We start from the raw sequence: 13,346 nt of genomic DNA, 5'->3' as shown, positions 1-13,346 counted from the left end.
TAAATTCGATGCTCGCCTTTTTTGTTGTAGTAAATGATGAAAAGGGTGAGGGGTAATTATTAATATAACTTTTTTGTTTGTTTCTCTCGTTATTTGTGGGGAACGTACTGTTTTAAAAGTATGGCTGGTCGAATAGGATAAGTTATTAAGTATTGGATAAATGCATGTAATGGCTATATTTTCATGTAAAAAAACACGTATGTTAAAAGAGTTAACGTACTCATGTTATAAAACCTAACATAAAGTTCTTGATTACTAAAAGTTTTTAGAATATAATTTTCTTATTGTTAGGAAGAGGGGGCAATGCAATTATGGATTTTTTAGCTAAGGTAATTGGGGATATAAATAATATCCTTTGGTCATATATCATTATTGCGATGTTAATTGGGTTAGGGCTCTATTTTTCATTTCGTGTGAAATTTGTCCAAGTTCGTTACTTCGGTGAAATGATTCGTTTGCTTGGGGATGGAGCAAGCTCGAAAACGAGGAAAGCGCAAAAAGAGAAGAGCGGCGTATCATCATTCCAAGCGTTTTGTATGAGTACAGCTTCTCGTGTAGGTACTGGTAACTTAGCTGGTGTAGCTATTGCGATCTCAGCAGGTGGTCCAGGAGCAGTATTTTGGATGTGGTTAATCGCGGTAATTGGGGGTGCTTCTGCATTTGTAGAGAGCACATTAGCGCAAATTTATAAAGTAAAAGATGGGAATGCATTCCGTGGGGGCCCAGCGTATTATATGGAAAAGGGTTTAAAGAAACGCTGGTTAGGTGTTGTGTTCTCTGTTCTAATAACAGTAAGTTTCGGATTGATTTTTAACGCTGTACAGTCTAATACTGTAGCGGCTGCCTTTGATGGGGCGTTCAAAACAGATAGTAGATTAGTAGGTCTTGTTATGGCTGGTTTACTTGCAGTTATTATTTTCGGTGGAGTAAAACGAATTGCTCGCGCGGTTGAAATGATTGTTCCAGTAATGGCAATTATTTATGTAGCAGTGGCATTATTCGTTGTTGTAACAAACATTACGGCAATTCCATATGTATTTAAAGAAATTTTCTTACATGCTTTCGGAATTAAAGAAGTAGTAGGCGGAGGATTAGGAGCTGCGATTTTATTAGGGGTAAAACGTGGGTTATTCTCAAATGAAGCAGGTATGGGTAGTGCGCCGAACGCAGCAGCGACTGCAAACGTAACGCACCCAGTTAAACAAGGTTTCATTCAAACTTTAGGGGTATTTACTGATACATTATTAATTTGTAGTTGTACAGCATTTATTATTCTTTTATCAGATGTGCATAATGCAGCTGATTTAAACGGAATTCAATTAACGCAGCAGGCGTTAAGTCAACATATCGGTCCATGGGCTTCTATATTTGTAGCAGTGGCAATCTTCTTGTTTGCGTTCAGTTCATTAGTAGGTAACTACTACTATGGTGAAACAAATATTGAATTCTTAAATGGAAGTAAAGTGTTATTAACAGCGTACCGCATTGCTGTACTTGGTATGGTTATGCTAGGATCTGTAGCGACAATTCAAATCGTTTGGGATTTAGCAGATTTATTTATGGGAATTATGGCTGTTATTAACTTAGTAGCAATTGTATTCCTTTCTAAGTATGCTTTCGCAGCGTTATCAGATTATATTAAGCAAAAGAAACAAGGGAAAGATCCAGTCTTTTATGCGGAGTCTATTCCAGGTTTGAACAATACAGAGTGTTGGGATGAGTCAGCGGTAGCTGATAAAGAAAAAGCGGTATAATGAAAAGGGCATCAAGTGAAACTTGATGCTCTTTTTTGTTTTATTCAACTATTTGCAGATAGTAAAAGACGAACATTCATAGACGTTTTATAATAAAATGTAATTTTTTAAAGAAAAGTGCGGATATGAGTTGTGATTTATGTTAGAATGGAAAATGCCTTTGAAATAAGAGGTTTTATGATCTTTCCTATCCAATTGAAGATTTTGGAGGAGAAATGGAAAGTTCGGATTATTTCTTGTTTTGAATGGTCAGACGTTCAACGTTAATGAAGAGTTAAATGGAGGATTTTATTAATGAAGTTTGTTATGTTCCTTGTAGGATTACTCGTTGTATTTGTACTCGGTTTTCTTATAAGTGCCGATCGAAAGAAGATTAAGTATAAACCAATCGCAATTATGCTTATTATTCAGCTAGCATTATCTTATTTCTTATTAAATACGCAAGTTGGTTATATTTTAGTAAAAGGAATTTCAGATGGATTTGGCGCACTTCTTGGATATGCGGAAGCTGGAATCGTTTTCGTATTTGGTGGTCTTGTTAATAAAGGAGAGGTTTCATTCTTCTTAACAGCGTTATTACCAATCGTATTCTTTGCGGTTTTAATCGGAATTCTGCAACACTTTAAAATTTTACCGATATTTATTCGTGCTATTGGTACGTTGTTAAGTAAAGTAAATGGTCTAGGAAAACTAGAATCATATAACGCAGTAGCAGCTGCCATTGTTGGACAAGCAGAAGTATTTATTACAGTAAAAGATCAATTAAGTAAAATCCCAAAACATCGTTTATATACATTATGTGCATCTTCTATGTCGACAGTGTCGATGTCAATCGTTGGTTCTTATATGAAAATGATCGAACCGAAATATGTAGTAACAGCACTTGTATTAAATTTATTTAGTGGTTTCATTATCATTCATATTATTAACCCGTACGATATTACAGAAGAAGAAGATACACTGAAATTAGAAAATAAGAAAAAACAATCATTCTTTGAAATGCTAAGCGAGTACATTATGCTTGGTTTCACGATTGCGATTACAGTAGCAGCTATGTTACTCGGTTTCGTAGCATTAATTACAGCAATCAATAGCTTGTTTGATACAATGTTCGGTATTACATTCCAAGCTATTTTAGGATATATTTTCTCACCATTAGCATTCGTAATGGGCATCCCGCAAGCAGAAATGGTAACAGCGGGACAAATTATGGCAACAAAATTAGTATCAAACGAGTTTGTTGCGATGCTTGATCTTGGAAAAGTAGCTGGTGATTTATCGGCTCGTACAGTTGGTATTCTTTCTGTATTCCTTGTATCATTTGCGAACTTCTCATCTATCGGAATTATTGCAGGTGCAACAAAAGGTATCGATGAAAATCAATCAAATGTTGTATCATCATTCGGTCTACGCCTTGTGTACGGTGCGACATTAGTAAGTATTCTATCAGCGATTATCGTTGGTGTTATGTTATAAAGTGAAATTTTAATCAGTGGGGGCTTTATTCCCCCTCATTATTAGCCCTCACCAATCGGGGTAAAAAAGGATGGTCCTAGCTCATAGCTAGGGCTATTTTTATGGTAAATTTGCATGAAAAAACCAATTAATTAGGAATATATTAACATATAAAAATCTTTTAAAATTTATATTGCATTTCATCTAGATAACGCTTACAATTTGATTTGTAGGTGGTATCAATTTCAGACTTTCAAGTATGGTAGGAGAGAAGAAGCTACCTTTTATAAATTGCAATTTATGTAAACGCTTACTGATTTTAGATGACAGTTGAATAGTTTTAGGGGTTTTAAATTTTTTTAACAACAATGGTCAGACGTCATTCGTTATACGTTATACGACCAATAACTTGTGGGAGAAGTGGAGGATTCACATATGAAGTTCGTAATGTTTCTAGTCGGTTTACTTGTAGTGTTTGTACTAGGTTTCCTTATTAGTTCAGATCGTAAGAAAATTAAATATAAACCAATTGCACTTATGCTTGTCATTCAATTGGTACTTGCGTATTTCTTACTAAATACAAAGGTCGGATTTGTATTAGTAAAAGGGATCGCAGATGGATTTGGCGCTATTTTAAAATTTGCGGAAGCTGGGGTTAATTTCGTATTTGGTGGTCTAGCAAACGATGGACAAGCACCATTCTTCTTAACAGTATTATTACCGATTATTTTCTTAGCAGTATTAATCGGGATTCTGCAACATATTAAAGTTTTACCGATTATCATTCGTGCAGTCGGTTTCCTATTAAGTAAAGTTAACGGTTTAGGAAAACTAGAATCATATAATGCGGTAGCAGCTGCAATCGTTGGTCAAGGGGAAGTATTCATTACAGTAAAAGATCAACTAAGCAAATTACCGAAAAATCGTTTATACACACTTTGTGCATCTTCAATGTCTACAGTATCGATGTCAATTGTCGGTTCTTATATGAAAATGATTGATCCAAAATATGTAGTAACAGCACTTGTATTAAACTTATTCAGTGGATTCATTATCGTTCATATCATTAATCCATATGAAGTAAAAGAAGAAGACGATATTTTAGAATTACAAGAAGACAAGAAACAAACATTCTTTGAAATGTTAGGCGAATATATTATGCTTGGTTTCTCAATCGCTGTAACAGTAGCGGCGATGTTAATCGGTTTCGTGGCATTAATTACAGCAATTAATGGTGTATTCGATTCAATTTTCGGAATCACATTCCAAAGCATTTTAGGATACATCTTCTCACCATTAGCATTCGTAATGGGCATTCCAACATCAGAGATGTTACAAGCAGGACAAATTATGGCAACAAAATTAGTAACGAACGAATTCGTTGCAATGCTTGATCTTGGTAAAGTAGCTGGTGATTTATCAGCTCGTACAGTAGGTATTTTATCTATCTTCCTTGTATCATTTGCGAACTTCTCATCTATCGGAATTATCGCAGGTGCAACGAAGAGTATCGATGGCAAACAAGCAAACGTTGTATCATCATTCGGTTTAAAACTTGTATACGGTGCAACATTAGTAAGTATATTATCAGCGATTATCGTTGGGGTTATGCTTTAATAAATTAAGAAAAGCAATGAGCGTAGGCTCATTGCTTTTTTTGTTTAACTTGCTTTATCCAAGTCTCTTTTAAAACGTGGTTTCTCTAAATAAGTTCCCAGTCTCCACACATATTCCACTGGCCCCATTCGGTATTTCTGGAGCCAATAGGTGCTAACGAATAATTGAATTGTATAAATTCCGATGGTTAAAAGAATACCGAAGAAATAGCCGATTTTCCCGTATAAGCCAAATCCATATGCGTAAAAAATGGTTGTTGCGATAATAGATTGCGCTAAGTAATTACTAACGGACATTTTCCCCATGCTCGCCATGTATGTTAGTAGACGGGTTGCTTTTTTGTAATGGAATAATAAAATGATTGTGCTTCCGTAAAAGAAGGTCATAGTTACTGGTGTAAGACCATCTTGTAACATAATTAAAACCGGGTGTTTTATGAACATAGCTAAGATTTTAATTGTAAAAGAGAAGAGACCGGTGGCAAACCATATTTTTTTGACAGCAGGTATATGTTTACTGACCTCAAATAGCCAGCCTTTTTTCCCTACATACATTCCGAGTAGGAACAGTGGAGACATAAAAATTATTGCGAAAACTGATATGAAAAATAATCCGAACGCACCGTCAATTCCCATGTAATCAAAAGGATTTTCAGTCAATCTAAAGTTGACGTGATCCATATAGCTTCCAGTTTGATGGACTTTATGTTCTTTTTCAGTATAAGGTGCGAAATCATTTATATTTGTAGATGGATCAGTTTGATAAGACATAAGTGTAATAAGTGCGAGTAGAATAATCGCCCAAATAAGCAAAGTTTTCGGTTTTCGATTGATGAATATCATTAAAAAAATCCCGATTATTCCGTATGCAAATAAAATATCTCCCTCCCAAACAAAAGTGCCGTGAATGTAGCCGAGTAGTAAAAGAATGATAATACGTCTTATGTATGTGGGGAAGAATTTTTTTCCTTTTGCGATAATACTTTTTTGTAACAAAATAATGCTAAGCCCAAATAGAAAAGAAAATAGGGATATAAAGTTATGTGTGCCGAAAAATTGAATAAACCAATTAGCACCTTTATCAAGATCGCCAAATAGATAAGTTGGTTTTTCACTGGTGAAGAACCCAAATTGAATTAATGTCATATTGACTAGTAAAATGCCAAACAAAGCGAAACCACGAATTGCATCAACAGCTTCTACACGTTGATTCATTTTTCCTCTCCTCGTATATTCGTTTTTATATTGAAAATAATACCATTTTATATCTGGCACTATGTCAAATATGAGGAAATTTAAGGTGATTTTAAGATAGAGAGCAAACAAAAAAATCACCTTAATACATGTATTAAGGTGATTGAAATATTACTCAGCTGGAGGCGTAAATGTACGTTTCTCTAATTCAGCATCTAGCATAAACAGTGCGTTTGAATCGCTTGTAATACGTTTTAATTTTTGAATGATGCTATCGAATGAAGCTTCTTCTTCAACTTGTTCGTCAACGAACCATTTTAAGAATGTAATTGTTGCATGTTCACGCTCGTCCCAAGCGATATCAGATAAGTTGTAAATACGTTTCGTTACTTCACGCTCGTGCTCAAGTGCGACTTCAAAAGCATTTAATACAGATTCGTATTCGTTATTCGGATTATCAAATCCAGTAATAATAGCGCGCTCTCCGCGGTCATTAATATAGTTGTAAAGCTTCATTGCGTGGAAACGTTCTTCTTCAGCTTGTACAAGGAAAAAGTTAGCGAATCCATCATAGCTCTCAGCTGTACAGTAAGCAGCCATTGCCATATAAGCATGGGCAGAGTAAAATTCAAAGTTCATTTGTTCATTTAATGCGTCGTGCAATTTTTTTGATAACATAAAATCCCCCTTAGTATTGTGACAAGAATATTATACCATAATTGATAATATTCTCATTTAGATACTTCGAACCTTTTTGAAAGCTTTGCGACGTGTGCGTCCATAATGTCTTGTAAGTCTAAATCATATTTTTGCGAAAGAATAATAAGGTTAGATAGTACATCGCCAAGTTCTTCTTTTAGTTCTTGTTTTAGCTCTTCTTCTGTTTTCGCATCTTCATCAGGGCGATCGCGGCCAATTTCAATAGCACGAACGACTCGTGAAACTTCCCCAACTTCCTCGGTTAAGAAATTTAAGCGAATAAAGGCATTATACTGTGACCAGCTTCGTTTTTCGTAAAATTCCTCAACCCATCTTTGAAATGCAACGATATCCATTTCTTCCTCATCTCCTCAATATGTTGTACAATGTCAATTGTATCATAACAATATATAGTTTCGGGGTGTAGGAATGAGAAAGATTTGTGTGTTTGCAGGTTCTAATTTAGGGGAGAGACCAGAATTCAAAGAGCAGGCAATTCAGTTAGGTAAAATGTTTGTTGAGAACGAGTATGAGCTTGTATACGGTGGTTCATGCGTTGGATTAATGGGAGAAGTAGCAAACGAAGTTCTTCGTTTAGGTGGACGTGTAACAGGTGTTATGCCGCGCGGTCTATTTCGAGGAGAAATTGTGCATACAGGATTAACAGAATTAATTGAAGTAGAGACGATGCATGAACGTAAAGCGAAAATGGCAGAGCTTGCGGATGCTTTTATCGCGCTTCCAGGCGGATACGGAACGTTTGAAGAACTATTTGAAGTTGTATGTTGGTCACAAATTGGTATACATAATAAGCCGATTGGTTTATTAAACATAAAAGGTTTTTACGGACCAATTTTGCAAATGGTTGAACGTGCAGCAGAAGAAGGATTTATGAATCCATCAAATAAAGAATTGATCGTTTCAGCTGAGACAGCAGATAAACTAATTCATGCAATCCAAAATTATGAGCGTCCTGTTTTGGGAACGAAGTGGAAGCAACTATCATAGCAAATACGGAAACACGGAAACACATGTCGTTTTAATTTAAGATGGCATGTGTTTTTAATTTAGTTAAATATGTTAATGTTTAGATGTAATGTTTTGGGGAAAGGAGAAATAGATGGAGGAGTTCGTATATTTACGTCCGGTTTTTAAAAGTATTTTAGCAGCGTCTATTCTTGTTATGCTAATTGTTTTGAGACAGAAGAAAGAGTTGATTAATGAATTTTCGCTTTGGTTTATCTCGGTATTGTGTATCGGTGTTTCAGCGATAACGTTGTTTATGTCCGGATTTATCGTTGATGAGTATAATCTAGGTGGAGATCCACAATCGTTTTGTATGTTTATTGCGATTGGTTGTATTAGTGGTCTGAATTTCATTATTTATTACAGAAGGCAATAAAAGAGGCATTCCATATTACTTTGGAATGCCTTTATCATTTTGATTGCTTTGTTTTTTATACAGGTACCAGCCACCCCAGCCGCCACCAATTGCTACGACAACGAGGAAAGCATAGTCCTTAACCTCGACACGTATATTGAAAATATTAGCCATAAGTAAGAGAATACCAACTGTTATTAACGCAAAAAATGCTCTAATTAAGTAGTCTTTCAACTGAACCACTCCCGTCATTTAAGTAGTAAATGATGAATTTGGAAAAGCTAAAGGGTGTTTCCTATATTTTAACATAGATGAGATTGTAATATATTGATAAAAGTAGGGGAGAGGGGCGCTGATATTGTCGTGATTTGTCGGCAAATTGATATCCTTTGTCAAATCGTTGATATATTGCGGGTAATGATCGATATAATGAAAAAATCGTTGATATATTGCGAGTTATGATCGATATATTTGAAAAATCGTTGATATAATTTCGTGTACCGTTAAGTGCGACCATTACATAAAAAAGCGACTCTAAACGAGCCGCTTCCGCTTTTAAATGATATCCAGCTTCAGCGGCTAGAATCTCCGGTCATTTCGCTCTCTCGCTCGAAGCAAAAAGCGCTTCAAGGTCGAGAGCTCCAATGCCCTGCGATTCTGAGCGAGCCGCTTCCGCTTTAAAGTAATATCCAGCTCCAGCGGCTAGAACAGTCGGTTGTTTCACTCCTTCATTCGAGGCAAAAAGCGCCTCGTAATCAGGAGTTCCAACACCCTCCTGTTCTGAGCGAGCCGCTTCCGCTTTTAATTATTATTGATTCAAGAACGCACGTAGCATCCAAGCGTGTTTTTCTAATTCTGTGTAGATGCCTAGTAGTAGGTCAGATGTCATTTCATCGTCAGAGTCTTGAGCGATTTCCATGCCTTTTTTCAGTTCGACTAGCATCATTTCGTAGTCTTTCATGATTGCTTCGACCATCCCTTCTGCAGTTTCTCCGTATGCTGCTTCTTGAATAGAAGATAGTTCTAAGTATTCTTTCATTGTTGCTACTGGTTTGCCGCCAATTGCTAAAATACGTTCTGCAATTTCATCGATGTGAGTAGCTGATTCTGTGTAAAGTTCTTCGAATTTCTCGTGTAATGTGAAGAATTGAGGTCCTTTTACGTACCAATGGAAGTTGTGAAGTTTTGTGAATAAAACGCTCCAGTCTGCTACTTGTTTGTTTAATACTTCGATTACTTGTTTGTTCATTATGATCAATCTCCTTTTGAGTTGTTATGTGATATCAATTACTAATTTATAATCATTATAATCTAGTAATCTCTATAAATCAACCCTTTTGCTGGAATTAATTTGAACAAATTATGAACTGTTGTAAATAAAAGGCCCTATTACGGTGAAGTAATAGGGCCTTTGTTTGAGATATGGCTCTTGTTCTAAACGAGCCGCTTGTGCTTTTAGTGATATCCAGCTCCAGCGGCTAGAATCTCCGGTCATTTCGCTCTCTCGCTCGAAGCAAAAAGCGCTTCAAGGTCGAGAGCTTGAAGTGTCCTGCGATTCTGAATGAGCCACTTCCGCTTTAAATGATATCCAGCTCCAGCGGCTAGAACAGTCGGTTGTTTCACTCCTTCATTCGAGGCAAAAAGCGCCTCGTAATCAGGAGTTCCAACACCCTCCTGTTCTGAACGAGCCACTTCCGCTTTTATTTGTTAAACGGCCTTTTGTTTTTCTTCTACATCCTGCCCATCCCAGCACTCTGTATTTTTTAAGCCAGGGAAACGAAGACAGGATCTTTTCCTTGTTTCTTTTGCTTCAAATAGTCTACTAATGCAGCGTAAGCAAATTTGCTAAGGAATGAGATGGCAATTAAGTTTGTGAATACCATTAGTCCCATGAATAAATCAGCTAAACTCCAAACTGTTTTAAGAGCAGCGATTGATCCGAAGAATACCATTCCGACAACTGCAACACGATAAATCATTAACCATGTTTTACTTTCTTTAATGAATGCGATATTTGTTTCACCATAATAGTAGTTTCCTAGAAGTGAACTGAAAGCGAATAGGAAAATAATAATCGCTAAGAAAGTGCTTGCCCACGGTCCAATTTGTGAACTTAATGCGTTTTGTGTTAATTCGATACCTTCTAAATTTGATCCTTTGTAAAGTCCAGAACATAATACGATAAATGCTGTTGATGTACATACTAAGAATGTATCTACGAAAACGCCTAATGCTTGAACAAGCCCTTGTTTTACAGGGTGAGATACATCAGATGTTGCGGCTGCATTAGGAGAGCTACCCATTCCTGCTTCCGTAGCGAATAAACCGCGCTGAATTCCGAACTTGATTGCTGCTCCAATACCACCAGCGATGGCTTGGTCTAAACCGAATGCACCGTTAAAGATTTCCATGAAAATGCTTGGTAACATACTGAAGTTGTTAATAACGACAAAAATAGCCACGCCGATATAAACGATTGCCATTGGCGGAACAATCATTTCTGTAATACGTGAAATGCTCTTAATGCCACCAAAAATAATAACTGCAACTAATAAGGCTAATAGAGCTCCTACGATTGTTCGCTCTAGTCCAAAAGCATTTTCAAACGCTATTGTTACTGTATTTGCTTGCACTGAATTGAAAATTAATCCGTACGCAACTGTAATAAGAAGTGAAAACCAGACGCCCATCCAGCGTTTGTTTAACCCTTTTTCCATGTAATATGCTGGTCCACCACGGAACCTACTTCCATCTTTTACTTTATAAATTTGCGCAAGTGTACATTCTACAAAACTAGTAGCTGCTCCGATAATTGCGATAAACCACATCCAAAATATTGCGCCAGGTCCACCCATTGAAATTGCTAATGCTACACCAGCTAAGTTTCCGATACCGATACGTGCTGCTGCACTTAAGCAAAATGCTTGGAATGGTGAGATGCTATCTTTCTTTTTTTCTTTTCGATTAAACCCTTTACTAATTAAGCTGACCATCTCACTGAAATGAGTAATTTGGACAAATTTTAATTTAAAAGAGAAGTAAAGACCGAAGCCGATTAGCATTGCAATAAGAATATATGACCATAAAATATTATTCGTTACCTCAAGGAATCTGCTAAAGATATCAACCATATAATACACTTCCTTTTTTTCGTAATAAGAAAATTATATGCAAAAAATATACGAGAATCAATTTTTCTAAAAAATTATGTTACTTAAATCATTTTTGTGTTATGATTATGTTACATCGTAATATTTTTAGAATTATTTACATTTTAAAAAACTAAATTTAAAGCGAGAAGGTGGGGATAATTTGAAAGAAGATTCTTTATGGAAAGTAAGTCTTGAGAGTTTGAAAATGAGAAGTAATATATTTTTTATCATTACATCTTTAAGTATCTTTTTAGGGTCCACTTATTATTACAATAAAAGATTTCCAAATCACAAATATCCTGAGTGGTTAGAATTTCTAAAGTTGATTGGATGAATAAAAGACAGAAAAACAGAAAATTAAAATAAACAAGTTATGGAGGAGCTAAAAATGAATATTAGAGAAAGTGAACTTCCAGGTATTGGTTATAAGTTTCAAATCGTTACGAAAGGTAACGAAAAGATGGTAATTGTCATTCATGATGATGGTCGTAGAGAAATGTATCATTTTGATTCAGATCATGAAGAAAGCATCTCAAGTATTTCACTACGTGACTCAGAGGCGAGACAAATCGCTGCAATATTAGGTGGAATGGTATATAAGCCTAGGGCGTTAGAAAATGTTGAGATGGTTTTTGAAGGTTTAGCGATTGAGTGGTTCAAAGTGGAGAATACAGCTCCAGCAATCGGAAAAACAATTGGCGATCTTGAAATAAGAAAAACATATAGCGTAACAATAATCGCGGTTATGAAGAAGAACATGAAGAAGCTATTTAATCCAGGACCAGAAACAGTAATTGAAGAAGGAGATATGCTTGTAGTTTCAGGTGAGAGAGAAGAAATTAAAAAAATCATTAATGAATTACTTTCAAATAGGGGGGACTGATTAGATGGATACGTTAATTTTTGAAGTTGGTACAGCTTTAGTTTTAGTGGCAATTGCAGCAGTAATTGCTGGAAAATTTAAATTCTCAGTAATTCCTTTTCTAATCGTTCTTGGAATGTTAGTAGGACCGCATGCACCGACAATAGGTGTTATCGATCTCAAATTTATTGAAAGTGCAAGTGTAATTTCCTTCCTTGGACGGATTGGGGTTCTATTCCTTCTATTCTATCTAGGATTAGAATTTTCAATGAAAAAACTAATTAAATCTGGACGCTCTATTGCGATTGGCGGAACGATTTATATTTTAATTAACTTTTCACTTGGTTTGTTATACGGATTTATAATGGGATTCCCATTACTAGAAATCTTAATTATTGCGGGTATTATTACGATTTCTTCTAGCGCTATCGTTGCTAAAGTGTTAGTGGACTTAAGAAGAACTGGTAATAATGAAACCGAATTAATTTTAGGAATTATTATGTTTGAAGATATATTCCTTGCTGTATATTTATCAGTTGTTTCTGGTTTAGTACTTGGAGATCACGCTTCCTTCTTAGGTGCTCTTACTTCAATTGGAATTGCTTTAGGATATATGCTTCTATTCTTTATAGTAGCTAGAAAGGCTACGCCGTTATTAAATAAATTGCTCAATATTAGCTCAGATGAAATCTTTATTATTGTAGTATTTGCTTCATTATTCTTCATTGCTGGTTTTTCAGAAACAATTCACGTTGCAGAAGCAATTGGAGCACTTCTTCTAGGATTAGTTTTCTCTGAGACAGAGCATAGTGACCGAATTGAACATCTTGTTGTTCCATTTAGAGACTTTTTCGGAGCTATTTTCTTCTTCAGCTTCGGGTTAAGTATTGATCCGTTCTCATTAGGCGGAGCGATATGGTTAACGTTAGGTGCTGTCCTTCTTACGATAATCGGTAACTTTGTAGCAGGAATGATTGCAGGAAGACAAGCTGGATTATCTCATAAAGCATCAACAAATATCGGATTAACAATCGTTTCAAGAGGAGAGTTCTCCATCATTATGGCTAATATCGGTATCGCTGGTGGTTTAATGTCAGTACTGAAACCATTCTCAGCACTATACGTGCTTATACTATCCATTTTAGGCCCACTTTTGACAAAAGAGTCGAAGAATGTATATAAATTCTTAAATAAAATCTTTAAGTGGGATACGAAGACTAACTAAACTAAATT

Annotated in this window: 12 protein-coding genes and 1 pseudogene; 7 read left to right on the top strand and 6 right to left on the bottom strand. The window is 35.8% G+C overall.

Features of this window, described 5'->3' with window-relative positions:
* The first annotated feature begins 311 nt into the window (after window positions 1–311).
* The 3 genes from MHH55_RS19845 (at window position 312) to MHH55_RS19835 (ending at window position 4,826) form a co-directional block, all read left to right on the top strand.
* Entirely contained in the window at window positions 312–1,754 is a 1,443-nt protein-coding gene (locus tag MHH55_RS19845) for an alanine/glycine:cation symporter family protein (protein WP_078187296.1), read from the top strand.
* 294 nt (window positions 1,755–2,048) lie between these two features.
* The gene (locus MHH55_RS19840) at window positions 2,049–3,230 is read left to right on the top strand and encodes a NupC/NupG family nucleoside CNT transporter (protein ID WP_000673841.1); all 1,182 of its coding nucleotides are present in this window, start codon (window positions 2,049–2,051) and stop codon (window positions 3,228–3,230) included.
* A gap of 414 nt (window positions 3,231–3,644) precedes the next feature.
* The gene (locus MHH55_RS19835; protein WP_000673874.1) at window positions 3,645–4,826 is read left to right on the top strand and encodes a NupC/NupG family nucleoside CNT transporter; all 1,182 of its coding nucleotides are present in this window, start codon (window positions 3,645–3,647) and stop codon (window positions 4,824–4,826) included.
* Between the two features lie 44 nt (window positions 4,827–4,870).
* On the opposite strand, the gene MHH55_RS19830 is transcribed toward MHH55_RS19835, so the two are convergent.
* From MHH55_RS19830 to MHH55_RS19820, 3 genes are all read right to left on the bottom strand, one after another.
* Complete coding sequence (locus tag MHH55_RS19830; protein ID WP_001076348.1) at window positions 4,871–6,040, bottom strand: DUF418 domain-containing protein; 1,170 nt, start codon at window positions 6,038–6,040, stop codon at window positions 4,871–4,873.
* A gap of 150 nt (window positions 6,041–6,190) precedes the next feature.
* Window positions 6,191–6,697, bottom strand: a complete 507-nt coding sequence (locus MHH55_RS19825) for a ferritin (protein ID WP_000949403.1) — start codon at window positions 6,695–6,697, stop codon at window positions 6,191–6,193.
* A 53-nt stretch (window positions 6,698–6,750) separates the two neighbouring features.
* Complete coding sequence (locus MHH55_RS19820; RefSeq protein WP_000355744.1) at window positions 6,751–7,074, bottom strand: MazG nucleotide pyrophosphohydrolase domain-containing protein; 324 nt, start codon at window positions 7,072–7,074, stop codon at window positions 6,751–6,753.
* A 73-nt stretch (window positions 7,075–7,147) separates the two neighbouring features.
* Between MHH55_RS19820 and MHH55_RS19815 the strand changes: the two genes are divergently transcribed.
* Both MHH55_RS19815 and MHH55_RS19810 read left to right on the top strand, forming a co-directional pair.
* The gene (locus MHH55_RS19815) at window positions 7,148–7,726 is read left to right on the top strand and encodes an LOG family protein (RefSeq protein WP_078187295.1); all 579 of its coding nucleotides are present in this window, start codon (window positions 7,148–7,150) and stop codon (window positions 7,724–7,726) included.
* Between the two features lie 112 nt (window positions 7,727–7,838).
* Window positions 7,839–8,120, top strand: coding sequence for a hypothetical protein (locus MHH55_RS19810; protein WP_000390910.1), 282 nt, complete (start codon window positions 7,839–7,841; stop codon window positions 8,118–8,120).
* A 15-nt stretch (window positions 8,121–8,135) separates the two neighbouring features.
* Here the strand turns inward: MHH55_RS19810 and MHH55_RS19805 are convergent, their stop codons facing one another.
* From MHH55_RS19805 to MHH55_RS19795, 3 genes and pseudogenes are all read right to left on the bottom strand, one after another.
* A complete protein-coding gene (locus MHH55_RS19805) occupies window positions 8,136–8,333 on the bottom strand; it encodes a hypothetical protein (protein WP_000656316.1) in 198 nt (65 codons plus the stop codon).
* A gap of 574 nt (window positions 8,334–8,907) precedes the next feature.
* On the bottom strand, window positions 8,908–9,348 hold the full coding sequence (locus MHH55_RS19800; RefSeq protein WP_001041895.1) for a Dps family protein: 441 nt from the start codon (window positions 9,346–9,348) through the stop codon (window positions 8,908–8,910).
* A 458-nt stretch (window positions 9,349–9,806) separates the two neighbouring features.
* Window positions 9,807–11,230, bottom strand: a pseudogene (locus MHH55_RS19795) (alanine/glycine:cation symporter family protein).
* A 409-nt stretch (window positions 11,231–11,639) separates the two neighbouring features.
* On the opposite strand from MHH55_RS19795, the gene MHH55_RS19790 reads away from it, so the two are divergent.
* Together MHH55_RS19790 and MHH55_RS19785 are read left to right on the top strand one after the other, a co-directional pair.
* Window positions 11,640–12,134: a cation:proton antiporter regulatory subunit gene (locus tag MHH55_RS19790; RefSeq protein WP_001026075.1), complete on the top strand. Its 495-nt coding sequence runs from the start codon at window positions 11,640–11,642 to the stop codon at window positions 12,132–12,134.
* A 4-nt stretch (window positions 12,135–12,138) separates the two neighbouring features.
* The gene (locus MHH55_RS19785; RefSeq protein WP_000380223.1) at window positions 12,139–13,338 is read left to right on the top strand and encodes a cation:proton antiporter; all 1,200 of its coding nucleotides are present in this window, start codon (window positions 12,139–12,141) and stop codon (window positions 13,336–13,338) included.
* Window positions 13,339–13,346: the final 8 nt, after the last annotated feature.

The organism is Bacillus sp. FSL K6-2944 (genome assembly GCF_038005385.1).
GTDB lineage: Bacteria > Bacillota > Bacilli > Bacillales > Bacillaceae_G > Bacillus_A > Bacillus_A cereus.
This window is presented reverse-complemented; position numbering and strand designations above follow the sequence as displayed.